Annotated in this window: 19 protein-coding genes; 6 read left to right on the top strand and 13 right to left on the bottom strand. The window is 72.2% G+C overall.

Features of this window, described 5'->3' with window-relative positions; genetic code table 11:
• Positions 1-49 precede the first annotated feature (49 nt).
• On the bottom strand, positions 50-4,942 hold the full coding sequence (locus tag ACZ55U_RS27645; protein ID WP_465530128.1) for a hypothetical protein: 4,893 nt from the start codon (positions 4,940-4,942) through the stop codon (positions 50-52).
• Between the two features lie 510 nt (positions 4,943-5,452).
• Positions 5,453-5,893: a methylmalonyl-CoA epimerase gene (mce, locus tag ACZ55U_RS27640; RefSeq protein WP_465530126.1), complete on the bottom strand. Its 441-nt coding sequence runs from the start codon at positions 5,891-5,893 to the stop codon at positions 5,453-5,455.
• A gap of 244 nt (positions 5,894-6,137) precedes the next feature.
• Here mce and ACZ55U_RS27635 point away from each other — a divergent pair, with 244 nt between their 5' ends.
• Together ACZ55U_RS27635 and meaB are read left to right on the top strand one after the other, a co-directional pair.
• The gene (locus ACZ55U_RS27635; RefSeq protein ID WP_465530124.1) at positions 6,138-7,331 is read left to right on the top strand and encodes an acetyl-CoA C-acetyltransferase; all 1,194 of its coding nucleotides are present in this window, start codon (positions 6,138-6,140) and stop codon (positions 7,329-7,331) included.
• Positions 7,332-7,417: 86 nt separating this feature from the next.
• On the top strand, positions 7,418-8,374 hold the full coding sequence (gene meaB, locus ACZ55U_RS27630; protein ID WP_465530122.1) for a methylmalonyl Co-A mutase-associated GTPase MeaB: 957 nt from the start codon (positions 7,418-7,420) through the stop codon (positions 8,372-8,374).
• A gap of 273 nt (positions 8,375-8,647) precedes the next feature.
• Here the strand turns inward: meaB and ACZ55U_RS27625 are convergent, their stop codons facing one another.
• The 9 genes from ACZ55U_RS27625 to ACZ55U_RS27585 form a co-directional block, all read right to left on the bottom strand.
• Positions 8,648-9,037 (bottom strand): hypothetical protein, encoded by a 390-nt coding sequence (locus tag ACZ55U_RS27625; protein WP_465530120.1) that lies wholly within the window; start codon positions 9,035-9,037, stop codon positions 8,648-8,650.
• A 247-nt stretch (positions 9,038-9,284) separates the two neighbouring features.
• Entirely contained in the window at positions 9,285-10,550 is a 1,266-nt protein-coding gene (locus ACZ55U_RS27620) for an ABC transporter permease (RefSeq protein WP_465530118.1), read from the bottom strand.
• Positions 10,550-11,305 carry an ABC transporter ATP-binding protein gene (locus ACZ55U_RS27615; RefSeq protein WP_465530116.1) on the bottom strand — a complete coding sequence of 252 codons (756 nt, stop codon included), beginning with the start codon at positions 11,303-11,305 and terminating at the stop codon, positions 10,550-10,552. Before ACZ55U_RS27615 ends, ACZ55U_RS27620 begins: the two co-directional genes overlap by 1 nt.
• A gap of 85 nt (positions 11,306-11,390) precedes the next feature.
• A complete protein-coding gene (locus ACZ55U_RS27610; RefSeq protein ID WP_465530114.1) occupies positions 11,391-11,669 on the bottom strand; it encodes a hypothetical protein in 279 nt (92 codons plus the stop codon).
• Between the two features lie 658 nt (positions 11,670-12,327).
• Positions 12,328-12,843, bottom strand: coding sequence for a MarR family winged helix-turn-helix transcriptional regulator (locus tag ACZ55U_RS27605; protein ID WP_465530112.1), 516 nt, complete (start codon positions 12,841-12,843; stop codon positions 12,328-12,330).
• A 39-nt stretch (positions 12,844-12,882) separates the two neighbouring features.
• Positions 12,883-13,695: an AIM24 family protein gene (locus tag ACZ55U_RS27600; protein ID WP_465530193.1), complete on the bottom strand. Its 813-nt coding sequence runs from the start codon at positions 13,693-13,695 to the stop codon at positions 12,883-12,885.
• A gap of 230 nt (positions 13,696-13,925) precedes the next feature.
• Positions 13,926-14,576, bottom strand: coding sequence for an AIM24 family protein (locus ACZ55U_RS27595; RefSeq protein ID WP_465530110.1), 651 nt, complete (start codon positions 14,574-14,576; stop codon positions 13,926-13,928).
• The gene (locus tag ACZ55U_RS27590) at positions 14,576-15,214 is read right to left on the bottom strand and encodes an AIM24 family protein (protein ID WP_465530108.1); all 639 of its coding nucleotides are present in this window, start codon (positions 15,212-15,214) and stop codon (positions 14,576-14,578) included. Before ACZ55U_RS27590 ends, ACZ55U_RS27595 begins: the two co-directional genes overlap by 1 nt.
• Positions 15,215-15,343: 129 nt before the next feature.
• On the bottom strand, positions 15,344-16,141 hold the full coding sequence (locus tag ACZ55U_RS27585; RefSeq protein ID WP_465530106.1) for a DUF2127 domain-containing protein: 798 nt from the start codon (positions 16,139-16,141) through the stop codon (positions 15,344-15,346).
• 266 nt (positions 16,142-16,407) lie between these two features.
• Here ACZ55U_RS27585 and ACZ55U_RS27580 point away from each other — a divergent pair, with 266 nt between their 5' ends.
• The gene (locus ACZ55U_RS27580; RefSeq protein WP_465530104.1) at positions 16,408-16,719 is read left to right on the top strand and encodes a DUF3817 domain-containing protein; all 312 of its coding nucleotides are present in this window, start codon (positions 16,408-16,410) and stop codon (positions 16,717-16,719) included.
• Positions 16,720-16,863: 144 nt separating this feature from the next.
• Here the strand turns inward: ACZ55U_RS27580 and ACZ55U_RS27575 are convergent, their stop codons facing one another.
• Positions 16,864-18,489 (bottom strand): M4 family metallopeptidase, encoded by a 1,626-nt coding sequence (locus ACZ55U_RS27575; protein WP_465530102.1) that lies wholly within the window; start codon positions 18,487-18,489, stop codon positions 16,864-16,866.
• 442 nt (positions 18,490-18,931) lie between these two features.
• Positions 18,932-20,551, bottom strand: coding sequence for a M4 family metallopeptidase (locus tag ACZ55U_RS27570; RefSeq protein ID WP_465530100.1), 1,620 nt, complete (start codon positions 20,549-20,551; stop codon positions 18,932-18,934).
• A gap of 497 nt (positions 20,552-21,048) precedes the next feature.
• Here ACZ55U_RS27570 and ACZ55U_RS27565 point away from each other — a divergent pair, with 497 nt between their 5' ends.
• The 3 genes from ACZ55U_RS27565 to ACZ55U_RS27555 all read left to right on the top strand — a co-directional run bounded on the left by ACZ55U_RS27565 (position 21,049) and on the right by ACZ55U_RS27555 (position 23,900).
• Positions 21,049-21,621 carry a MarR family winged helix-turn-helix transcriptional regulator gene (locus ACZ55U_RS27565; RefSeq protein WP_465530099.1) on the top strand — a complete coding sequence of 191 codons (573 nt, stop codon included), beginning with the start codon at positions 21,049-21,051 and terminating at the stop codon, positions 21,619-21,621.
• A gap of 76 nt (positions 21,622-21,697) precedes the next feature.
• Positions 21,698-22,039, top strand: a complete 342-nt coding sequence (locus ACZ55U_RS27560; RefSeq protein ID WP_465530097.1) for a DUF3817 domain-containing protein — start codon at positions 21,698-21,700, stop codon at positions 22,037-22,039.
• A 175-nt stretch (positions 22,040-22,214) separates the two neighbouring features.
• Positions 22,215-23,900, top strand: a complete 1,686-nt coding sequence (locus ACZ55U_RS27555) for an acyl-CoA mutase large subunit family protein (RefSeq protein WP_465530095.1) — start codon at positions 22,215-22,217, stop codon at positions 23,898-23,900.
• The last annotated feature ends 169 nt before the right edge of the window (positions 23,901-24,069 follow it).

Here is a 24,069-nt window from a genome sequence, read left to right as displayed (position 1 = left end):
TCGGCGGCGATACGCCGTCCTCTCACGGACAATGACCGCCAATGTCCGCTCAATCGGGTGGTGAGCTCTTGGAGCGATTGCCACCCGACCGGGGGGAGCCAACTCCGGCACCGGCCTTGGCGCCCCCGTCCTTCTTGTTGCTGCTTCCCCCGTTGGCCTGGGCGACCGGTGACGGTGCCTCGAACGCCTCCAGGGCGGACAGCACGTCCTGGACCCTGGAGATCTCGGTGTTGATGTCCTTGCGGCGGCGCACCAGTTCGTCCAGCTCGCGCCGGCCCTCGTCGGTGACCCGCTTCGCCTCGGCCTTGGCCTCGGCGAGCAGCCGCTCGGCCTCCGCCTTCGCCAGCTCGACCTGCTCGTCCGCGGCCTCGTCGGCGTCCCGCAGCCGCTTCTCGGCCTCGGCGGCGGCCCGGTCCAGCCGCTCCTCCGCCTCGGTCTCGGCCGACCGGAGCTTGGCCTCGGCCTTCTCGATGAGCGCCTCGGCCCGGCTGGTGGAGTTCGCGAGCTTGGTCTCCGCCTCCTTCAGCAGGCCCTCGGCCTTGCGGACGGCGGACAGCCGGACCTTGCTGGCCTCCGCGGAGGCCTCCGAGGTCAGCTCGTTCGCCCGGTCCTCGGCGGCGGCGACCAGGGCCGCGGCGCGGTCCTCGGCCTCGGCGACGGTGGCCACCGCCTGCTCCTCGGCCTCGGTCAGCTGCTCCTGAGCGGCCGTCACCAGCGCGTCCACCCGCTCGCCGGCCGACTTCATGGCCGCCGCGTTCTCCTTGCGGGCGCGCTCGTGCAGCGCCTCCACCTCGGCGTCGGTGCGCTCGCGCAGCTCCTCGGCGCGCTCGCGGATCGCGGTCGCGTCCCGGCGGGCCTCGGCGAGCAGCGCGTCCGCGTCGGAGCGGCCCTTCTCGACCTCGGCCTGACCGGCCGCCTCGCCGGCGGCGACCAGCCGGTCGGCCTCCTTGCGGGCGGCGGCGACCATCGCGTCGGCCTGCTCCTCGGCGGCGGCGGTGGTGGCCAGCGCGGTGGTCTGGGCGTCCTCGCCGAGCGCCTCGGCGTCCGCGAAGGCCTTCTCCAGGACGGACTTGGCCCGCTCGCGGGTGGCCCTGTCGAACTGCTCGGCGGCCTCCCGGGTCTGCTCGTCGTAGGCGTCGGCGCGGGTGCGGGTGGCGCTCTCGTACTCGTCGGCCAGGGTGCGGGTGGCGAGGGCGTACTCCTCGGCCTCCGCGCGCAGACCGGCGGCCAGCTCCTCGGCGTCGGCGATGGTGCGGGCGCCCTGGGCCTCGGCCTCGGCCACCGTGCGGGCGGCCTGCGCCTCGGCCTCGGCGCGCAGCTGCTCGGCGGTCTCCTGGGCGGCGTGCAGCTCGGCCTCGGCGTCCGTGCGCAACTGCTCGTCGTAGGCCCGGGCCTCGGCGCGCAGGCGGGCGATCTCGTCCTCGGCGGCCTCCCGCTCGGCGGCCAGCTCCAGCTCGGTCTGCTCGCGCAGGGCGGTGGTCTCGGCCTCGGTACGGGCGCGCAGGTCGGCGGTCTCGCGGTCGACGAGCTCGCGCTGCTCGGCGGCCTCGCGCTCGGCCAGGGCGCGCAGCTCGGCGGCGTACGCGTCGGCGGCCTCGCGCTGCTCGGTGGTCTCGCGCTCGGCGAGGGCGCGCAGTTCGGTGGCGTCCTGCTCGGCGGCCTGCCGGACCTCGGCGGCCTCCTGCTCGGCGGCGGCCCTGAGCGCGGCGATCTGCTCGGCGGCGGCCTCGTGCATGCCGGCCACCGACTGGCGGACCTCGGCGGCCTCCTCCTCGGCGGCGGCGACCAGGCCGGCGCCCTCGGCCTTGGCGGCGGCGACCAGCTCTTCGCCCTCGGCCTTGGCCTGCTCCAGCTCGGCGGCGGCCTCGGCGCGGATGCCGTCGGCGGCGGCGCGGGCCTCGGACAGCGCCCGGCCGGCCTCGGCGCGGACGGTCTCGGCCTGCTCGTTGGCCAGGGCCAGCTCGGCGGCGGCCTTCTCGCGGGTGGCCTTGGCGTCCTTGGCGGCCTCGTCCCGGCGCCGTTCGGCGGTGGCCTCGGCCTGCTCCAGCGCCTCGTCGGCGGCGGTGCGGACCTCGGCGCTGTGCCGGTCGGCCGCCTCGCGGACCTCGGCGGCCTCGGCCGCGGTGCGCTCGGTGAGGTCGGCGGCGTGTTGTTCGGCCTCGGTGCGCACGCGTTCGGCGTGGGCCTCGGCGCTCTCGCGCAGCTGGGTGGTCTCCCGCTGGGCGAGGGCGCGCAGCTCGCCGGCGGCCCGCTCGGCCTCGGCCCGGGTGTCCGTGGCGTAGGCGTCGGCCTGCTCGCGGACACCGGCGGCGTAGGCGTCGGCGGTGGTGCGCTGCTCGTCGGCGTAGGCGTCGGCCTGCTCGCGGGCCTCGACGGCGTACGTCTTGGCGGCCTCGCGGACCTCGGCGCTGTGCCGGTCGGCGGCCTCGCGGGTCTCGACGGCGTACGCCTCGGCGGCGGTGCGGACCTCGGCGGCCTCGGCCGCGGTGCGCTCGGTGAGCTCGGTGGCGTGCTGTTCGGCCTCGGTGCGCACGCGTTCGGCGTGGGCCTCGGCGCTCTCGCGCAGCTGGGTGGTCTCCCGCTGGGCGAGGGCGCGCAGCTCGCCGGCGGCCCGCTCGGCCTCGGCCCGGGTCCGCTCGGCGGCCCGCTCGGCCTCCTCGCGGGCGGCCTCGGCGGCGTCCAGGTGCTCGGAGGTCTCCTCGCGCTCGCGGCGAAGCCCTTCGGCGGCGGCCTCGCGCTCGCGCCGGCTCTCCTCGCGCAGCGCGTTCGCGGCGGCCTCGGCCTCGGCCCGGGTACGGGCGGCCTCGGTGTCGGCCTCGGTGCGCACGCGTTCGGCGTCGGCCACCGCGGCGTCCCGCACGGCGTTCGCCTCGGCCTGCGCGTCGGCGGTCAGGGCCTGGGCCGCGGCGGACGCCTCGGCACGCACCCGCTGGTCGAACTCGGAGGCCTCGCGCCGCAGTTCGGCCGTCTCGCGCTCGGCGGCGGCCCGGTTCTCGGCGGCCGCGGCCTTGGCGGCGGCGAGCGCGTCCTGACCCTGCTGCTCGGCGGCGCCGGTGATCTTCTCGGCCTCGGCGCGGGCCCGGGCCAGGGTCTGCTCGGCCCGGCCCTGGGTCTCGGCGGCCTGCTCCTGGGCCTGCTCGCGCAGCCGCTCGATCTCCTCGGCGGCGCCCGCGCGCAGCTCGTCCGCGTCGGACTTGGCCTTGGTGAGCAGCTCCTCGGCGTTCTTCGCCGACTCCTCGATCTGGAGCACCGCCTGGCGGCGGGCCTCGCCGCGCACCCGGTCGGCCTCGGCGGCGGCCTGGGCGCGCAGCTCCTCGGCCTCGGCGCGCAGCCGGGCCGCCTCGTCCTGCATCCGCTCGATCCGCTCGCGGATCGCGGCGGCGTCGTCCAGGGCGGCGTTCTGGGCCTGCTCGACGGCGGCCTGGGCCTGCTCGCGCAGCCGCTGCGCCTCGGCGGCGGCCTCGGCGCGGATCCGCTCGGCCTCGGCGGCGGCCTCGCTCCGTGCGGTCTCGGCGTCCTGGTTGGCCCGGCCGAGGACCTCCTCGGCGGTCTTGGCGGCCTTGGCGAGGTGGACGGTGGCGTCCTTGGCGCCGGCCGCCCGGCCCTCCTCCTCGGCCTGGTTGCGCAGCCGCTGGGCGTCGGCCTCGGCCTGGGCGCGCAGTTCGGCGACCTCCCGCTCGGCCTGGGCGCGCAGCTCGGCGATCGCCGCCGCGGCCTCGGCCTTCAGCTCGGCGGCGACCGACTCGGCGGTGGCCCGCAGCCGCTCGCTCTCCTCGGCCGCGGCGGCCTTGGCGGCCTCGGCCTCCGCCTGCTTGGTGGCGGCCTCGGTCCGGACGGCCTCGGCCTCGGCGCGGATCGCCCCGGCCTCCTTGGTGGCCTGGGCGACCATCCGGGCGACCTCGGCGCGGGCGGTCTGCGAGCGCTGCTCGTTGGCGGCCTCGCCGTCGGCGACCCTGCGCTCGGCGGCGGCCGCGGCCTCGGCCTGGAGCCGCTCGGCGGCCTGCTCGGCCTGGGCGCGCAGCTCGGCGGCCTCGCGGCGGGTGCGCTCCGCCTCGGCGATGGCCTCGGCACGCAGCCGTTCTATCTCGGCCTTGGCGTCGGCGAGCTGCTGCTCGGCCCGGGCCTGCTCGGCGGCGGCCTGCGCCTTGAGCTGGCCGATCTCGGCCTGGGCGGCGGCCAGCCGGCCCTCGGCGGCGGCGTGCGCGGCGGCCAGCTGCTGCTGGGCCTCGCCACGGGCGGCGTCCACGTCGGCGGCGGCCTGGGCGCCGGCCTGCTGGGCCTGCTCGGAGGCGGCGCGCAGCAGGCGCTCGGCGTCGCTCTGGGCGCGCTGGAGGGCGGCCTCGGCGGCGGCGTGGGCCTCGCCGCGGGCGGCGTCCACGTCGGCGGCGGTCTGGGCGCGGGCCTGGTCGGCGAGGGCGACGGCCTCCGCGCGGGCGGCGGCGACCATCCGCTCGGCCTCGGCGCGGGCCTCCTGGAGCAGTCGCTGGGCCTCCTGCTCGGAGCCCGCCCGGGTCTGCTCGGCCCAGCCGTTGACGTGCTGCTCGGCGGCGCGGCGCAGCTCGGCGAGTTCGTCCTCCAGCTGGCGGCGGCGGGCGGCGAGCTCGGCCTCCAGCCGGGCGGTGCGCTCGGCGGCCTCGGCCATGATCCGCTGGGTGGCGGCCTGGGAGTCGCGCAGCTGGCGCTCGGCGTCGGCGCGCAGCTGCTGGGCCTGCATCTCGGCGGTGCGGAGCATCTGCTCCGCCTGGCCGGAGACGGCGTCGAAGGCGCGCGGCTGGGCGAGCATCCGGCGGGACTCGTGCAGCTTCGCCCGGAGCACCTCCACCTGGTAGGCGAGGTCCTCGGCATGCTCGACTGCCTTGTCCCGCTCCTTCCGAGTCCGGCCCATCTCGGCCTCGAACTGGGAGAGGTGATCGTCAGCCTCGTAGCGGTCGTTGCCCCGCACTCCGCGGTCCCATCCATCTCCTGGTCGCGTCCTCGACCCGGCCGGTTCCGGGCTCCCGTTGTCCGGGGCCGGTCCGACAGGCTCCTTGCATCCGCAGCCGGTGGGCGGCTCCCCGCCATGCCGGGGCCGCCCGCCGCGGTCGTCGGAGTCCGGGGCGCGGGAGCGCGGGGGTTCCGCGTTCCCCCGTCCGAGTGGACTCCTGGGCGAACTCTTGCCTTGTGGAGAATGGTGACAGATCCGTCTTGCGACTGTTCAGCCGTGCCCGCGTACCGGGACTCCCCTTGCGACGGGCCGACCGCCGGCGGGCGGACGGGCCTGTCTTCGGCCGTGCCCGTCGCCTCCGTCCCCCGGAGCCTTCGCGCACCTGGGCATTGTAGTGGGAGCGCACCGCGGGGGAATGGCCGCAGGGGGGTTTTCCGGCTCTCCCCGCCAGGTTACTGACGGGTCATGACCGACGGGCCGTCGGACGCCGCCGGGGCACCGCCCCCGCCGGGGCGGGCCGGGCGGGGATCAGTGCTCGTCGTGGGCCTGCTGGACGGAGGTGACCAGCTCGGTCAGCACGCCGCCGCAGTCCTTGGGGTGCAGGAAGGTGATCCGCGAGCCCATCGAGCCGGTCCGCGGCCGGTCGTAGAGGACCCGGACGCCCTTGTCCCGGATGGCCTCGGAGTCGCCGTCCACGTCCGCGGTGCCGAAGGCGATGTGGTGCACGCCCTCGCCGTTCTTCTCCAGCCACTTGGCCACGGTGGAGTCGGGCCGGATGGGCTCCAGCAGCTGGAGGTAGGAGGCGCCGCCGTCGTCGGTGCCGTTGATCCGGAGCATGGCCTCGCGCACGCCCTGCTCCTCGTTGACCTCGGAGTGGAAGACCTCGAAGCCGTAGGTGGCGCGGTAGAACTCGACCGTCTTGTCGAGGTCTCGGCAGGCGATGCCGATGTGGTCGATTCGGGTCAGCACGGCGACCTCCGGGTGATGGGGGAGAAGAGTGCACCCAGTGCAGCGCATCGCGCGCGACCGGCGCCAGAGCCCCGGGTGCGAGCCTGCTCACACGACGGGCGGTTCACCCGGACCGGGTCGGCACGGTGTTGACTGGATGGTGCCAGTGCGCTCGATCACACCGTCGCTCCGGTGACGGGCGGGTAACAGGTCAGTACATTGAGCGCATCCTCACCTGGCCACGACGTGCGAAGGGGCCCGTCCCATGACCAACACCACCTCTGTGATCGTTGCCGGTGCGCGGACCCCGATGGGCCGCCTGCTGGGTTCCCTCAAGGGCTTCTCGGGCGCCGAGCTCGGCGCCGTCGCGATCAAGGCGGCCCTGGAGCGGGCCGGGATCACCGGCGACCAGGTCCAGTACGTGATCATGGGTCAGGTGCTCCAGGCCGGCGCCGGCCAGATCCCGGCCCGCCAGGCCGCCGTCAAGGCCGGCATCCCGATGGACGTCCCGGCGCTGACCGTCAACAAGGTCTGCCTCTCCGGGCTGGACGCCATCGCACTGGCCGACCAGCTGATCCGGGCCGGCGAGTTCGACGTCGTGGTGGCCGGCGGCCAGGAGTCGATGACCAACGCCCCGCACCTGCTGCCCAAGTCCCGCGAGGGCTACAAGTACGGCGCGATCGCGATGCTCGACTCGATGGCCCACGACGGCCTCACCGACGCCTACGAGAACATCCCGATGGGCGAGTCCACCGAGAAGCACAACACCCGGCTGGGCATCCCGCGCGAGGCGCAGGACGAGATCGCGGCCGCCTCGCACCAGCGGGCCGCCAAGGCACAGGCCGACGGGGTCTTCGAGGCCGAGATCGTCCCGGTCGCCATCCCGCAGCGCAAGGGCGAGCCGGTGCTGTTCAGCCAGGACGAGGGCATCCGCGCGGACACCACCGTCGAGGGCCTGGCCAAGCTGCGCCCGGCCTTCACCAAGGACGGCACGATCACCGCCGGCAGCTCCTCGCAGATCTCCGACGGCGCCGCCGCCGTGGTCGTGATGAGCAAGGCCAAGGCCGAGGAGCTGGGCCTGAGCTGGATCGCCGAGATCGGCGCGCACGGCAACGTGGCGGGCCCGGACAACTCGCTCCAGTCGCAGCCGTCCAACGCGATCAAGCACGCGCTCTCCAAGGAGGGCCTGGAGGTCGCCGACCTCGACCTGATCGAGATCAACGAGGCGTTCGCGGCCGTCGCCTACCAGTCCATGAAGGACCTGGGCGTCTCCTCGGACATCGTCAACGTCAACGGCGGCGCCATCGCGCTCGGCCACCCGATCGGGATGTCCGGCGCCCGCGTGGTGCTGTCCCTGGCGCTGGAGCTCCAGCGTCGCGGCGGCGGCGTCGGCGCGGCGGCGCTGTGCGGCGGTGGCGGCCAGGGCGACGCGCTGATCGTGCGCGTCCCCAAGGCCTGATCCGCTCCGACCTCCGGGGCTGCGGACCGCCACCAGTGGTTCGCAGCCCCTTCGGCATCCGCCGGCATCTGCGCTAGGAGCTCCTGATGATCGATGTCGCCACGTTGGTCGAGCAGGCCCGGGAGGGCCGGCCGCGGGCGGTCGCCCGGCTGATCACGCTGGTCGAGAACGCCGCGCCGCAGCTGAGGGAGGTGATGGCCGCGCTCGCGCCGTACACCGGGCGGGCGTACACGGTGGGCCTGACCGGCTCGCCCGGGGTCGGCAAGTCCACCTCCACCTCGGCGCTGGTCTCCGCCTACCGGCGGCTCGGCAAGCGGGTCGGCGTGCTGGCCGTCGACCCCTCCTCGCCGTTCTCCGGCGGCGCGCTGCTGGGCGACCGGGTCCGGATGCAGGACCACGCCACCGACTCCGAGGTGTTCATCCGCTCCATGGCCACCCGGGGCCACCTCGGCGGGCTCTCCTGGGCGGCCCCGCAGGCGCTGCGGGTGCTGGACGCGGCGGGCTGCGACGTGATCCTGGTCGAGACCGTCGGCGTGGGCCAGTCCGAGGTGGAGGTCGCCGCCCAGGCCGACACCACCGTGGTGCTGCTGGCCCCCGGGATGGGCGACGGCATCCAGGCGGCCAAGGCCGGGATCCTGGAGATCGGCGACGTCTTCGTGGTCAACAAGGCCGACCGGGACGGCGCCGACGCCACCGCGCGGGAGCTCAACCACATGCTCGGCCTCGGCGAGGCCCGGGAGCCGGGGGACTGGCGGCCGCCGATCGTCAAGACCGTCGCGGCGCGCGGCGAGGGCGTGGACGAGGTGGTCGAGGCGCTGGAGAAGCACCGCGCCTGGCTGGAGGAGCACGGCGAGCTGGCCGCGCGCCGCCGCCGCCGGGCCGCCCAGGAGATCGAGGCGATCGCCCTGGCCGAACTGCGCGCCCGGATCGGCGACCTGCGCGGCGACCGGCACCTCGCCGCCCTGGCCGAGCGGGTCGCCGACGGCGGCCTCGATCCGTACGGCGCCGCCGACGAACTCGTCGCCGGCCTGACCGCGAGCTGAGCCGCGCCGCCGCGCGCGAAGCCGGCCGGGCCGAGCCGCGGCGGCGTTCTCCGAACGCTTGTCGTAGGAAGAAGTCGACTCGGCCGACTTCCTACACAGAAGAACTGGAGTGGGCTTCTCAAACAGATGGGTGGCCCTGGCCCAGTTGGGCCAGGGCCACCAAGACCGGAGCCGAAACGACCTCCACCACGTCGACGGCGCCGCCTGTGTCCCACCCGGGCGGTCGACGGCTGATGACCGACCCGCGGCGGTGAGTGGGCTGCCGCGTCGTGGTCAGCGCCTGTGGCGCGCGGGAACCAGGGTGGCTCGGAGCCAGCGTAGGCGCCAGGGCGTCGCCAGGAGCGCGCCCACTCCGGCCGCGAGACTCAGCGCTGTGAGTACCCAGCACGGGACGGAGAAGGCGGGTTGCATCGTCCAGTCCCACCACTGGTCTTGCCCGAACTCGTCCTGGCCGAAGTAGGTCAGTGGGAAGACCGTCGCCAGGGGGATGACCCAGGAGAGCGTCCAGCCGAAGAGCCGCCCGGAAACCAGGGCCAGGCCGATCCAGATGAGGTGCGATCGGACGAGGATCACTGAGAGGCCGGGCGTGGTGAGAGTCAGGTCCACGACCCCGATCAGTGCCGAGGCCAGGGCGGTGCCGGATGCCAGGTAGGTGAATTCCATCCGCCGGACGGAACGCGTACCGGCCGCTTCGAGTTTGGACATGCGGGTGTCTAGAGAGCCGACCACCAGCGCAGCGAAGACCACAGGCAACTCGCGCCTGAAGGGAAGGACGACAGCTCCTGAAGCGGATGGCAGCGAGAGGCTCACCGACCCGAATAGCGCGTCGCAGACTGTCAGAACGGCCAGGCCGACAGCGAGTGTGTAGCAGTGGTGTGCTCGTGCGTACCTGATCAGGGCGCGATGGCGTTCACGCACAGCGAGTCCTCCGAATGGTGTCCAGCCGCTCCTGGACCCACTGCCGCTGAACCGTCTCGGGTTGGTCGATGAGCTGACCGATCGCCGCCGGATCCACTCCCGGCGGACCCCCATGCACGTCGGCGGGTTGCCCGGACCCGGCGATCCGGGAGCTGACCCAGGTGATGAACTCGAAGGTGGCAGTCATTCTCCGACCCTCGGCTTCACGGTCCATAGCCGGGCAGTACGGCGGGTTCGTCGCGTGTGCGACTCCGAACGCCATCCCCTGGGCGACTTCCCACATGGAACCTTCGCGAATGTAGAAGCTCTCCTCCGGCGTGGCGCCGCGCAGACCCTGCTCGTGGAAAGTGGCCGGCGACTTGACGAGATCGGCGGGAATCGAGGCCAGCCTGCCTAGCATGGCTTCGGCTTGTGGCAGATATTTGCGGTCTTCTGGCCAGAGACAGATCTGTGGGGAGCCAGCGGTGCACGCGGGCGTGCTCGGGGCGGCCCGAGGGACCACTACCTGGCCAGCGCTGGTCAGCCAGAGCAGTGAGACGACCAACGCCAGCACCGTGGCGGCGGCAGCGATTCGTTCCTGGCGGCGGGGCCAGGTGCCCGCAGGCCGGGCCACGGTCTCGCGGGAGGCCGTCGCGGCGATCGCCAGTACCGCGCCCGCGAGCACCAGACGGGTGATGACTGGCAGGGTGGCGGGTTCCGCATCGGGGCGGCCGTTGAGCAGGAAGAGGTCCAGGTGGGCGGGATCGCCGAGCCAAGCGATGAGGACGAAGCAGCCGATGGCCGCGAACACCGAGGCCGCGATGGAGGATCCGATCCACCGACCCACGATGTGCCCGATGCCCGTGCAGATCATCAGGAGGGCAACCCCCAGCAGCAGGTACCCGGGCCAGAGGAAGCCGGGTCCCGCGTCACGCATGCTGACCAGCGCGGCGGTCACGACGCCGACTGCGTAGGCCAGAAGCCCGTAACTGGCTGTCACGGCAAGCTGGGCGGCTTCGCCGCGCCAGCGGGCTCGTGCGGAGGCGCCGACCTGCTGCTGCATCGCCGTACGGGTGACCCGACCGGCTGCCCATGCGCTCGCGGCAGCGAGGGCGGGCGCGATGTAGAAGGCCGGCGTCTGTGCCGCGACACTGGCCTGGGGCCAGATGCCGATCCACCAGCGCGCGCGCCCGAACAGTACGGCGAGGTCGAGTCCGACCAGCAGTGGAAACCACCAGCGCAACGGCGACCGGCGGAATTCGAGCCAGTAGATTCGCATCAGGAGGCAACTCCCTTGGCGCCCAATGCCGTCATGTAGCCGCGCTCCAGGGGAGTGTCGCCAGGAGTTTGCGGCAACGCGAGGTCGACCAGTGCGCCGGGCGAGCCCCGGAAGACGAACCGCCCGTCGGACATCACCGCGACGTCATCGCAGATCGCCGCGATGTCCTCGACGAGGTGCGTGCTGAGCACGACGGCGGTGTCTTGTTGCAGTGAGCGGATGAGCTCCCTGAACTCCAGTCTCTGGGCCGGGTCAAGTCCCACCGTCGGCTCGTCGAGGAGCAGTAGGCGGGGAGACCCGACCAGGGCCGCAGCCACTCCCGCCCGTCGCAGCATGCCGCCCGACAGTGACTTCATCTTCGCGTTCGCCCGGTCGGCGAGCCCGACCCCCTCGAGGGCTCGGGAAGTCGACTCCTCCGTTTGCTTTCCTGGAACCTCGCGAAGCCAGGCGCAGTAGCGAACGAAGTCGCGCACACTGAAGGATGGAAAGTAGCCAAAATCCTGTGGAAGGTAACCGATGTGTCGACGCGCCAGGCGGGCGGAGCGTTCGGAGGATACCTTGATTCCGCAGATTTCCAGTGAGCCCTGAACGGGTGGTGTGACTGTCGCTAGCGTACGGAACAAGGTCGACTTTCCGGCGCCGTTGGGGCCCAGTAGTCCGAACACGCCGACCCCGATCTCAAGGTTCAGGCCGTCGATGACGGTCCGACTTCCGTAGCCTTGTCGAAGATCGGTGGCAATTGCGATGGATTGCACGAATTCATCCTTCTGGAAGCCCCGAAGGGCACTCCCGGCGAGGGAGTGCCCTTCGGCGCGGCTTGTCCGGACTCAGTAGCCGAGGCTAGGACTTGTAGACCTGCGACCAGTTGATCTTGAAGGTGCAGTCGACCTGACCCCAGTTCGGGGCGCTACTGCCTGTGGAGAGCTGGATGTAGCCGGACCACTGGTCGGCCGAGTAGTAGCAGTTGCCGTAGTTCTGGAACTGTCCACCCGAAGTGACGTTGAAACAGTGGGCGTTGGAGCCGGTGCTGCCCCAGGTGGAGTAGCAGCCGTCGACGTTGCTGCTGGTTCCCGAGGCCATGGCGAGCGGCGCGAGGCTGATCACGGCCGCTGCGGACACACCGGCGATCGCCGCAGCCTTGGGTATGATGTGGGAAAGCTTCGCCATCGAATTTCTCCTTGCGTAGAGGGTGGCGAGGACAGGGCTCCAGCGTTGCAGCGCTGGGGCCCTGATCATTTGGTTGCCAGCCAGCCAGCCAGCCAGCCAGCCAGCCAGCCAGCCAGTCGGCCGGGGCGGAGCGATCCTGGCACTTGGCTCCGCCGGTTGACCATCCTGGTGCCGGGCGAGTAGATCGGCAAGGCGCTTGGTGTGCCACCAACACCCTTTTCGATTGGCTGTTGTGACCTAGCGTCAGGTGGGGAGCCCGGGGCTTCGAGATCGTCGCGCCTGTCTGTTTTATTGCGTGCGAACGGTCACCGAGGGTGATATGTAACGATGGTGTAACGGACTTGCGGCTCCGGTCGGGGCAATGTCGAGCTGTGGTGGCGCGCGAGTGGGTCGCTCCCGGTGGAAGCGATCACCGCCGGGCGGGGGTGGCTTGCGCATTTGGTCGAAGTGGGCAGGGTTGTCCGGTTCGAGCGCGAACCTGCCTTGCTCGCTGTGGAGCCGTGAGCTCGATGCCCCGGAGGGCGGGGCTTTGGCGGTGCCCAAAGCCCCGCCCTCCAGGCGGGGTGCTGTTCGGTTCTGGCTTTGATGGTCCCGGCTTGCCGGGCCGGCCCTACGGGCGGCCGCGGAGGCCGCGGAGGTGTTCGGCGATCGGCGCGAGGGCCTCGTACATGGCGTCCAGCTGCTCCGGGGTGAAGCGGTCGATGAAGTGGGCGCGGACGCTGCGCACGTGGTCCGGGGCGACCCGCTGCATGGTCTCCCAGCCCTGCTCGGTGAGGTGGGCGAAGAGGCCGCGGCGGTCGCCGGGGCACTCCTGGCGCAGCACCAGCCCGGCGTTCTCCATCCGGGTGATCTGGTGGGAGAGCCGGCTCTTCGACTGGAGGGTGGCGGTCGCGAGGTCCGTCATCCGCATCCGGCGGTCCGGGGCCTCGGAGAGCACGACCAGGATCTCGTAGTCGTTGATCGCCAGGTTGTGCGGCTGGAGCTCACGGCTGAGCTGGTAGTCCAGCAGCTTGGCGACCTCCAGATGGGCGCGCCACATCCGCTGCTCCCTGGCGGACAGCCAGGGGGTCTCCTCCTCGGGCTGCGACGAAGGGGTGTCCGCAGTGTCGATCGTGTGCGTATCCATGCCCCCAGCATACCCGATTTAGTTCAATCTTGTACAAGTTTACAGGCCGAAACGTCGACCGAGGTCGCCCAGGTTGCCGAGACCCGGCAGGTTCGGGTTCCCGCCGCCCTGCACGGCCGGCTGGGAGGGCACCCCGCCGACCGGTACGCCCGCCTCGGCGTCCACCTGGCCGACCGACCGCTCCGCCATCAGCTTCTCACTCGACTGGAGCAGCACCTGGCCGGCGCCGACGAACTCGAACTGGTGCTCCTCGCCGGAGGCCCCGCCGAAGCCGGTCAGCCGGCGCAGGCCGCCGATCAGCCCGTGCATGTAGTCGTGGTCGTAGTGGTGGCACGGCGCCGGGCAGTCCGCCCAGCCGACCAGCGCCTGCGGGTCCACCCGGATCGGCGGCTCGACGAAGTGCACCGGCCCGTTGGAGGCGGCGACGAAGCGGCCGGTGCCGAGCAGGGTGAGGAAGCCCGGGATGATCGACTGCTTGAGCCGCAGCGACGGGTCGAAGGCCAGCAGGTTGCCGGAGCGGACGGTCAGGTTGCCGTCGTCCAGGTCGTACGAGTTGAGGTCGAAGGCCCGGTCGGCCAGCAGCAGCTTGCCGCGGCCCTCGGCGACCACCCAGTCCGCCGCGTGCATCGGCGAGTTGAAGTGCTGCCCGAGCATCCGGTCGATCGCCCCGGCGCCGACGCCCCTGAAGCCGATGTCGCCGTAGTAGGCGACCATCTTGCCCTTCTGGAGGAAGTACGAGCCGTTCAGCTCGACCGAGAAGGCGTACGGGTTGACGTTGTCGCCGGCCGGCAGGCTGTGGGCGTCCCACACCACCGGGCCGCTGCCGCCGTGGCCGGTCGGCAGCGGGGCCACCGGGCCGCCGAACTGCTCCTGGGCGTACGGCTGTTGCCGGGGCGGCGGCGGGGGCTGCTGGGGGTGCGGCCGGTCCGGCGGAGGCTGGTGGCCGGGCGGCGGTGGCGGATAGCCCTGCGGCGGGGGCGGCGGGTAGCCCTGCGGCGGGCCGTAGTTCGGCGGGACGGCGAAGCCGGGCTGGGTCGGCTGGTCGTGCGGCGAGCCGTACGGCGGCTGCGGCGGGTAGGACATCAGAGCTTCTCCTCGCTCGCCTGGACGTACACCGCGCCCTGCCCGGACAGTTCCAGCTGGAACGCCTCGCCCGAGCCGCGGCCGATCATCTCCCGCCAGCCGATCGCGGTGGACAGCTTGTTGCGCACGTCGCCGCGGTGCGCCACGTACGCCTGCGGGTCGACGTGCACCGACTGGCCTGGGGTGATCGGCAGCTCGAAGACGCCGCCGTGGGCCATCACCGCCACCGACCCCTGGCCCTCCAGCCTGGTGGTGAACAGCCCCTGCCCGGTGACCTGGCCGCGGACCATGCCCATCACCCCGCCCTGCGAGCCCATGAACATGGTGGACTGGCGCAGCGTGCCCTCGAAGGCGAGCAGCCGGTCCGCCTCGACGTACAGGGTGTCGCCGAACAGGTCGATCACGTGGACGTGGTGGCCGCCGTGACCGAACATCACCCGGCCCTGGCCCTCGACGGTCATCAGCGGGGTGTCCTCGTTGGCCACCCGGCGGCCGATCATCGACATCACGCCGCCCTGCCCCCCGGTGATGTTCGGGGTGAAGCGGACGTCGCCGCTGTACGCGAGCATCGCGCCGCGCTGGCTGAACAGCCGCTGCCCGGGCACCACCAGGGCCTCGACCATCTTGCCGTTGATCTTCGTGAAGCCCATCAGACGTCACCCCCGAGGGTGGCCTTCTCGGAGGGCTGGACGTACACCAGGCCGTCACCGGTGAACTCGATCTGGACGGCCTCGCCGCCGCCCTCGCCGATCACCGTGGTCCAGCCCGCTCCCGACTTCAGGCTGCGGTGCAGGGTGCCGGTGTGCGCCACGTACGCGCCCGGGTCCACCCGCAGCGGCATGTTCTTGTCCACCCGCAGGATGACGGCCGGGCCGTTCGAGGTGAGCGCCGCCCAGCCGTGGCCCTCCACCTTGGTGGTGAACAGGCCGTTGCCGGAGGACATGCCGTTCAGCCCGGTGAAGGTGGTGCCGGTGTGCAGGGCGGACTCGGTGCACAGCAGGTTGTCCGACTCGACGTACAGCGTCTCGCCGTTCAGCCGCACCAGGCTGACCTCGGTGGCCTTGTCCGCGAAGTAGCAGGTGCCCTGCCCCTTGACCTCCATGACCGTCATCTTCTCGCCGGTCAGCCGGCGGGTGACCATGCCGCGCAGGCCGTCACCGCCGCCGGTGAGCTTCTTGAAGGTCATCTGCCCGGTGTAGGCGACCATCGAGCCGTGTCTCGCCTTGACGGCGTCCCCGCCCAACTCGACGGCGAGCACCCGCGATCCCTGGAGTCTGAACTGTGCCACGGCCGCAATCTAGCCGCTGCGGCCGCGGTCGGGGGAGGGTGCGTGGGGCGACTGGTACGGGTCTGGGACAAACGCGGCAGCTCGCGCCGGAGCGCACGCCCCCGGCCGCGCCGGAGCGTGCGCCCTCGCTCAGGCCCGGACGCGCGCCCCCTGCCCGGGGTGCGGCACGGCGCCGGCCGCCTCCTCGACCTCCAGCAGCGAGGCCGAGTGGCGCTCCGCCTCGAAGGCGACCACGCCGCCGCGTAGCCCGAACAGCCGCTTGGAGAGCATGATCCAGAGCACCGCAGCGATGTTCAGCACCAGCGTGCAGATCTTCAGCGCGCTGACGTGGTGGCTCAGCTCGTAGCCCTCCAGCGGCAGGAACGCCGCGGTGGCGACCACCGTCAGGTACTCGGCCCAGCGCTTGTTCAGCCACAGGCCGACCGCCTCGACGATCTCGATCACCGCGTAGGCGAGCAGCGCGCCCGCGACGATCAGCAGGGTGCTCTTCCTGAAGTCGAAGGTCTTGCGGATCGTCTCGACGATGGGGGCGTGTTCGAGGTCCCAGTGGAAGTGCTCGGTGACCGGGCGGAAGACGGTGAGGTTCTCGTCGAAGATCCGGTGCACCGCGTCCTGGCTGTTGGAGAACTTCCACACCGCCCAGGCGATCAGGATGATCAGCAGCCCGCGCAGCACCCGCTCGACGGCCAGGAAGCGCAGGATGAACAGGTCCCGCAGCGCCTTCCCGCGCGGCACCAGCGGCGCCTCCTCGGCCGGGCCGGAGCCGTGCGGGGCGCCCAGCGCGAAGTCGCCGCAGCGCAGGCAGCGCCAGGCGTCGCCGAGGGCGGTCGAGGCGTGCAGCCGGGAGGCCAGCTCGGGCTCCGTCGGCGCGTAGGTGACGTGGCCGCGCCTGGCGCAGGTCCTGCGGTCCCAGTCGAGCGTGAACATGCGGTGACTACCCCCGTGGCGTGCTGCTTCCGGCACCCGGATCGATGGGTGCGCGGGCAGCAGGATAGGGGTTCCCTGGGACGGACGGCCGCGCCCGGCGGCGTTCCGGCACACAGCTGTGACAGGGGCGCGGGGCGTGTGAGATCGGGCACGGTGGCCACCCCCGGCCGGGGGTCCGCGCGGGGGCTCGGTGATAATGGCCGCAGGCTTGTGAGTTGCTTCACAAGCTTGCCCGCGCCGCCGACCCCCGTATTGAGGTATCCATCGTGAACAGCAGCGCCGTCCACCGCCTGCGCCTGGTCTCCGGCCCCGAAGGGGTCTCCTTCATCCTGCTGCTGATCTGCTCGGTGCTGAAGCGGACCACCTCGTTCGACGCCGTCCCGGTGATGGGCATGGTCCACGGGGTCCTGTTCATCCTGTACGTGGTCTTCTGGATCCAGGCCTGGCAGGCGCAGAAGTGGGACGCCAAGCGCGGCGTCCTGATGTTCGTGCTCGCGGTGCTGCCCACCGGCGGCTTCTTCGCCGAGCGGATGCTGGCCAAGGAGGAGCGGGGCGAACCGAAGCCCGCCACCGCCTGATCCCCGGCCTCCTCGTGGACGGTCGACAGGCTGCCACGGCCTCCTCTCCCAAAGGGCCGTGGCAGCCTGTCGCCGTTTCTTACCGGGGGTGGCTCGTGCCGGTCCGGCCGGCGGCGCCGGTCAGGCCGGTGCTCGCGCCGGGGGTCAGTTGACGTTGACCCCGCTCCAGGCGGCCGCGACGGTGTTGTACTCGGTGCTGGTCGTGCCGTACAGGTCGCCGGCGGCCTTCAGGGTCGCGGTGCGGGCGGCCTTGTAGTTGGTGGTGGAGGTCATGTAGACGGTCAGCGCGCGGTACCAGATCGCGGCCGCCTTGGTCCGGCCGATGCCGGTGACCGTCGAGCCGTTGGAGGTCGGGCTGTTGTAGCTCACCCCGTTGATCACCTTCGAGCCGCTGCCCTCGGCCAGCAGGAAGAAGAAGTGGTTCGCGACGCCCGAGGAGTAGTGGACGTCCTTGTTGCCGACGGTGGAGGACCAGTAGTCGGCCGAGGCGCCGTCCTTGGAGGGCTTGTCCATGTACCGCAGCGGGGTGCCGTTGCCGTTGATGTTGAGCTTCTCGCCGATCAGGTAGTCCGGCGGGTCGGCCGGCAGGTTGGCCGACCACTCGACCATGGTGCCGAAGATGTCCGAGGTGGCCTCGTTGAGGCCGCCGGACTCACCCGAGTAGATCAGGCCGGCGGTGGCCGAGGTGACGCCGTGGCTCATCTCGTGGCCGGAGACGTCGATCGCGGTCAGCGGGTTGGCGTTGCCGGAGCCGTCGCCGTACGTCATGCAGAAGCAGGAGTCGTCCCAGAACGCGTTGACGTAGTTGGTGCTGTAGTGGACGCGGCTGGCGGCGCCGACGCCGTTGTTCTTGATGCCGTTGCGGCCGAAGGTGTTCTTGTAGTAGTCCCAGGTGGCCGCCGCGCCGAACTGGGCGTCCACGGCGGCGGACTCGCGGTTGGAGGCCAGGCCGTTGCCGAAGCTGTTGGTGGTGTTGGCGAAGAGCGTTCCGCTGCCCGAGGTGCCGCCCTTCAGGTCCGTGGTGGACTGGTTGCCCCGGGAGGCGTCCTTCAGCTGGTAGGACGTGCCGCTCTGGGTGGTGGTCAGCGTGACGGAGCCGACGTTGACGCCCTTGCCGGTACCGGTCGCGGTCTGCACCTTCTCGTCGGTGGAGAGCACCGCGCCGGTGGCGGCGTCGGTGATCACCTCCTGGCGGCTCGGGGTGCCGTCCGCCCGCTGGCCCTCGACCACCGTGCGGTGGGCGAGCCGCGGGGTGCCGTCGGCGGCCCACACGACGAGTTCGGGGGTGCCGGCGCGGTCGACCCGGCTGAGCGCTGCCTGGTCCTGGTCGGCGGTGAGGCCGACCGTCGCCCGCACCGCGGCGGTGGCCCGCTCGGCGGCCTGGGACGCGGCGAGGCCCGGGGTCAGGCTGGGCACCGACAGCTGCCCGGCGAAGGCCCGGTCGACGGACTTCACCGAGCCGTCGGCCTTCTGGTGGACGACCAGGTCGCCGCCGACCACCGGCAGGCCCGCGTAGGTCCGGTCGTAGCGCAGGTGGCGGGTGCCGTCCTGGTCCACCACCACGTCCTTGGGGACCAGCTTCTCCTGGCCGCCGAGGGCGAGGGCCCGGGCGACCGGGGCGCTCTGCCCGGAGGCCAGCGCCAGCAGCGCGGACTGCTGCTGCGCGGGCGAGGGGGCGGCGGCCTGGGCGGGGGCGGCGGCGATCTGGACGACGCCGGCCAGCAGGGCGGTGGCGGAGAGTACGGCTCCGACAGTCAGCTTTCGCTTCACGTACGGGGGTTCCTTCCACGAGACCCGCGGGTGCGTGCGGGTGCGCCGCGTACCGGGGCGCCGGGGTTGGCACCTTGGGGGCGGTAGGGCGCGGACGTGCCGTCCCGTGCGGTTCCTGACCCTCCGCCGGAATCGGGTGGGGCGGTGAAGGGTCGGACGGGGCTTGGTCAGAAGCATGACAATCGTTGGCAGGGATGGACAGGCCGCCTCCGGGGATTGGCAAGGAACCGCCAAATCCCGGTAACGGTGGTTCGGTTGCCGCCCGTTGCCCGTTTTCCGGCGGTTGGTTCCGCTGGCGGGACCCCGCCAGCCGAACGGGCTTGACAGCGGCTGTGACGCGCGACACCCGGGGCCGTCGCGCGGCCTCCCGGCGGCGCTGACGCGCGGGCGCCCGGGTCCTCCCGCCGGAGGCCCCGGGCGCCCGGTGCGCCGGTGCGGTGCGTCAGTTGACGTTGACCCCGCTCCAGGCGGCCGCGACGGTGGTGTACTCGGCGCTGCCGGCGCCGTACAGGTCGGAGGCGGCCTTCAGGGTCGCGGTGCGGGCGCCCGCGTAGTTGGTGCTGGAGGTCATGTAGACGGTCAGCGCGCGGTACCAGATCTGCGCGGCCTTGTCCCGGCCGATGCCGCTGATCGAGGAGCCGTTGGAGGTCGGGCTGTTGTAGCTGACCCCGTTGATCGTCTTCGCGCCGCTGCCCTCGGCCAGGAGGTAGAAGAAGTGGTTGGCGACGCCGGACGAGTAGTGGACGTCCTTGTTGCCGACGGTGGAGGACCAGTAGTCGGCCGAGGCGCCGTCCTTGGAGGGCTTGTCCATGTACCGCAGCGGGGTGCCGTTGCCGTTGATGTCGATCAGCTCGCCGATCAGGTAGTCCGGCTTGTCGGCGGGCAGGTTGGCGTAGAACTCGACCATGGTGCCGAAGATGTCCGAGGTGGCCTCGTTGAGGCCGCCGGACTCGCCCGAGTAGTTGAGGTTGGCGGTGGCCGAGGTGACGCCGTGGCTCATCTCGTGGCCGGCCACGTCGAGTTCGGTGAGCGGGTGGGTGTTGCCCGAGCCGTCGCCGTACGTCATGCAGAAGCAGGAGTCGTCCCAGAACGCGTTCACGTAGTTGCTGCCGTAGTGGACGCGGCTGGCGGCGCCGACACCGTTGTTCTTGATGCCGTTGCGGCCGAAGGTGTTCTTGTAGAAGTCCCAGGTCACCGCCGCGCCGTACTGGGCGTCCACGGCGGCGGACTCCGCGTTGGAGGCCAGGCCGTTGCCGAAGCTGTTGGTGGTGTTGGCGACCAGCGTCCCCGAGCCGGAGGTCTTGTTCTTCAGGGTGTAGGTGGCCTGGCCGCCGCGGGTGGCGTCCTTCAGCTGGTAGGACGTGCCGCTCTGGGTGGTGGTCAGCGGGACGGAGCCGACGAAGACGCCCTTGCCGGCGCCCGAGGCGGTCTGCACCTGCTCGTGGCTGGAGAGCACCCGGCCGTCGGCCGCGTCGGTGACCAGCAGCTGACGGCTCGGGGTGCCGTCGGCGCGCACGCCCTCGACCGTGGTGCGGTACGCCAGGCGCGGGTCGCCGTCGGCGGCCCAGACCACCAGCTCGGCCTTGCCGGTCTGGTGCACGGCGGCCAGCGGCGCCTCGTCCTCGTCGGCGGTGATGCCCACGGTGGCCTGCACGGCGCCGGTCGCCTGGGCGGCGGCCTGGTCGGCGGGGATCTTCGGGGCGAGGCTGGGCAGCGCGAGGCTCGCGCCGGTGGCCTTGTCCACGGAGGTGGTCGAGCCGTCGGCCTTCTGGTGCACCACCAGGTCGCCGCCCAGGACGGGGAGGCCGGCGAGGGTGCGCTCGTAGCGCAGGTGGCGGGTGCCGTCGGCGTCCACCACGGCGTCCTTGGCGACCAGCTGCTCCTTGCCGCCCAGGGCCAGGGCGTGGGCCACCCTGGCGGCCTGGCCGTTGGCCAGGGCTATCGGATCGATGGCGGCACCGGCGTGCGGGCCGGGCGCCGCCATGGCCGCGGTGCCTTGGACGACGCCGGTGAGCAGGGCGGTGGCGGAGAGTACGGCGACTGCGGCGAGCTTTCGCTTCACGAACGAGTCCTTCCGGGAAACCGCGGTGGGCGCGGTCGCGCGGCGTTCCGGGGGCCGGGGACGGCACCTGAGGGGCGGAACGGGCGCTGACGTGCAGGTCCCCGTGCGGTTCGGAGCGGCTTCGCCACCGGTGGGTGGGGGTGGTGGCTACCGAACGGGGTGATCGAAAGCATGACAATCAAGCAAATCAAATGACAGGTCTTGCTCATCAATTGGCCAAGTCCCGCCAAGGTGAAGGACTGTGAACGAGCGGACAAAAGGGGCGGATCACCCGTTCTTGCAGCGGGTTACCACCCGAACCGAGGCCTGGTTGCGCGGCGGTGGGCCGGTCCGCCGCCAACCCCGGTGCTTCGGACGGGCGTTGCCGCTCGTTCACACCGGCGCAATGTCCTGGTATGGACCTGGCCGTCCGATTGGCGGGATCCCGCCACGTGTCGCACTTGTCCACCATCAGGACGGCTGGTAGCACACGTCCCGTCCGCCGGTACGGTAAGGAGGTGGCCAAGCCCCTCGCTCTCGACTTCGACCCGATCGCCCGCGCCGACGAGCTGTGGACCCGCCGCTGGGGCGGAGTCCCCTCGATGGCGGCGATCACCTCGATCATGCGCGCCCACCAGATCCTGCTGTCCCGGGTGGACGCGGTGCTCAAGCCGTACGGGCTGACCTTCGCCCGCTACGAGGCGCTGGTGCTGCTGACCTTCAGCCGGACCGGGGAGCTCTCGCTCTCCAAGATCGGCGAGCGGCTCATGGTCCACCCCACCAGCGTCACCAACACCGTCGACCGGCTGGAGCGGGCCGGACTCGTCGCCCGCCGCCCCAACCCGCTGGACGGGCGCGGCGTGCTGGCCGCGATCACCGAGCGCGGCCGCCAGGTGGTCGAGGAGGCCACCCGGGAGCTGATGGCGATGGAGTTCGGGCTGGAGGAGTACGGCGCCGAGCAGTGCCGCCAGGTGTTCGACCTGCTCCGCCCGCTGCGGGTCGCGGCCGGCGACTTCACCGAGCCGTCCGGGGCGGCGGCGCCGGCCGGCTCGGCGGCGCCGACCGAGGGGGCTGCGAAGGAGAAGGCGTGAGGACGGCTACCCTCGTGTGAGCGGTGCCCGGATCCGGGCGTACCGGCCGATACTGCCGAGCGAGGCGAGGAAGATCATGAAGGCGACCCCCCTGCTGGGCTGGTACCGGGCCCTGGCCATTGCGACCGGTGTGGCACTCCTGGTGTTCTGCGGCTTCATGGTCGCGAAGTACGGCTTCGGCACCGCCAAGGAGGTGACCACGTACGTCGCGATGCTGCATGGCTACCTCTACATCGGCTACTTCGTGGTGACCTTCATGCTCGGGCAGAAGCTGAAGTGGCCGCTCGGCCGGCTGGTGCTCACCCTGGCGGCGGGCTGCATCCCCTTCCTCTCCTTCGTCTTCGAGCGCAAGGTGGCCGGCGAGGCCGCCGCGAAGCTCCCGGCGGGCGCCGGAGCCCGCCAGCCGGCCGGGGTCTGATCCCGGCCGTCCCGCGCTTCGAGAGCGCCCCTCCCCGATCGCGGGGCGGGGCGCTCTTCCGTGTCGCCGGCCGGACGTCCATCGACAACTGCTAGGACGTCCGAGTAAATTGGTAGGACGTCCTACTAGCTGTGCCGCCCTCGCCGTGGCGGCCGTACGGAGCGGAGTTCGGGTCATGGACGCCGAGGAGATCGAGCGCGGCCGGCAGCGCTGGCAGCAGCGGTACGACAAGGCCCGCAAGCGCGACGCGGACTTCACCACCCTCTCCGGCGACGAGGTCGAGCCGGTCTACGGCCCGCCCGCCGGGCAGGCCTACGAGGGCTTCGAGCGGATCGGCTGGCCGGGCGAGTACCCGTACACCCGGGGCCTGCACCCGACCGGCTACCGGGGCCGCACCTGGACCATCCGCCAGTTCGCCGGATTCGGCAACGCCCGGCAGACCAACGAGCGCTACCGGATGATCCTGGACGCGGGTGGCGGCGGCCTCTCGGTCGCCTTCGACATGCCCACCCTGATGGGCTACGACTCGGACGACGCCCGGTCGCTCGGCGAGGTCGGCCACTGCGGCGTCGCCATCGACTCGGCCGCCGACATGGAGGTGCTGTTCGCCGGCATCCCGCTCGGCGAGGTCACCACCTCGATGACGATCAGCGGCCCGGCCGTGCCGGTCTTCTGCATGTACCTGGTCGCCGCCGAGCGCCAGGGCGTGGATCCGGCGGTGCTCAACGGCACCCTCCAGACGGACATCTTCAAGGAGTACATCGCGCAGAAGGAGTGGCTCTTCGCCCCCGAGCCGCACCTGCGCCTGATCGGCGACCTGATGGCCTACTGCGCCGAGGGCATCCCCGCCTACAAGCCGCTGTCCGTGTCCGGCTACCACATCCGCGAGGCCGGGGCGACGGCCGCGCAGGAACTCGCCTACACCCTCGCGGACGGCTTCGGCTACGTCGAACTCGGCCTGTCCCGCGGCCTGGACGTGGACGTCTTCGCGCCCGGCCTGTCCTTCTTCTTCGACGCGCACGTGGACTTCTTCGAGGAGATCGCCAAGTTCCGCGCCGCGCGCCGGATCTGGGCCCGCTGGATGCGCGACCACTTCGGCGCCAAGACCGAGAAGGCGCAGTGGCTGCGCTTCCACACCCAGACCGCCGGCGTCTCGCTGACCGCGCAGCAGCCGTACAACAACGTGGTCCGCACCGCGGTCGAGGCGCTGGCCGCGGTGCTCGGCGGCACCAACTCGCTGCACACCAACGCCCTGGACGAGACCCTGGCGCTGCCCTCCGAGCAGGCCGCCGAGATCGCCCTGCGCACCCAGCAGGTGCTGATGGAGGAGACCGGCGTCGCCAACGTGGCGGACCCGCTGGGCGGTTCCTGGTACGTCGAGGCGCTGACCGACCGGATCGAGCAGCAGGCCGAGGCGATCTTCCAGCGCATCCTGGACAAGGGCCGCGAGGACCACGAGATCGGCCCGATCACCTCCGGCATCCTGCGCGGGATCGAGGAGGGCTGGTTCACCGGGGAGATCGCCGAAGCGGCCTTCCAGTACCAGCAGTCGGTGGAGAAGGGCGACAAGCGCGTGGTCGGCGTCAACTGCCACCCGCGCAGCGTCACCCCGGAGCTGGAGATCCTGCGGGTCAGCCACGAGGTCGAGCGCGAGCAGGTCCGGGTGCTGCGCGAGCGCAAGGCGGCCCGCGACGAGGCGGCCGTCCGGGCCGGGCTCGACGCCATGCTGGCGGCGGCGCGCTCCGGCGAGTCGATGATCCCGCCGATGCTGGACGCGGTGCGCGCCGAGGCGACGCTGGGCGAGATCTGCAACGCGCTGCGCCAGGAGTGGGGCACGTACCGGGAGAACGCGATGTTCTGACCGGCCGCCGCCGGGCCGGCGCGGAGCCGCCCGTACGGGATCCCGTACGGGCGGCTCCGCCGTGTCCGGGGCCGGTCAGCCGGTCCTACGTTGTTGATGGGTTGGACGGGCCAGTCGTATGGTCCTGAGGCCCAGAGACGCCGGGTATGGCTTTCAGTCGGTTGCCCTC

This window comes from Kitasatospora sp. NPDC034533 (assembly GCF_055575155.1).
This window is presented reverse-complemented; position numbering and strand designations above follow the sequence as displayed.

What these genes read in the sequence shown, in the direction of transcription:
- ACZ55U_RS27620 (WP_465530118.1), bottom strand. Translation starts at nt 10,550, where the DNA reads ATGCGAATCTACTGGCTCGAATTCCGCCGGTCGCCGTTGCGCTGGTGG.
- ACZ55U_RS27595 (WP_465530110.1), bottom strand. Translation starts at nt 14,576, where the DNA reads ATGGGCTTCACGAAGATCAACGGCAAGATGGTCGAGGCCCTGGTGGTG.
- ACZ55U_RS27635 (WP_465530124.1), top strand. Translation starts at nt 6,138, where the DNA reads ATGACCAACACCACCTCTGTGATCGTTGCCGGTGCGCGGACCCCGATG.
- ACZ55U_RS27560 (WP_465530097.1), top strand. Translation starts at nt 21,698, where the DNA reads ATGAAGGCGACCCCCCTGCTGGGCTGGTACCGGGCCCTGGCCATTGCG.
- meaB (WP_465530122.1), top strand. Translation starts at nt 7,418, where the DNA reads ATGATCGATGTCGCCACGTTGGTCGAGCAGGCCCGGGAGGGCCGGCCG.
- ACZ55U_RS27555 (WP_465530095.1), top strand. Translation starts at nt 22,215, where the DNA reads ATGGACGCCGAGGAGATCGAGCGCGGCCGGCAGCGCTGGCAGCAGCGG.
- ACZ55U_RS27585 (WP_465530106.1), bottom strand. Translation starts at nt 16,141, where the DNA reads ATGTTCACGCTCGACTGGGACCGCAGGACCTGCGCCAGGCGCGGCCAC.
- ACZ55U_RS27605 (WP_465530112.1), bottom strand. Translation starts at nt 12,843, where the DNA reads ATGGATACGCACACGATCGACACTGCGGACACCCCTTCGTCGCAGCCC.
- ACZ55U_RS27625 (WP_465530120.1), bottom strand. Translation starts at nt 9,037, where the DNA reads ATGGAATTCACCTACCTGGCATCCGGCACCGCCCTGGCCTCGGCACTG.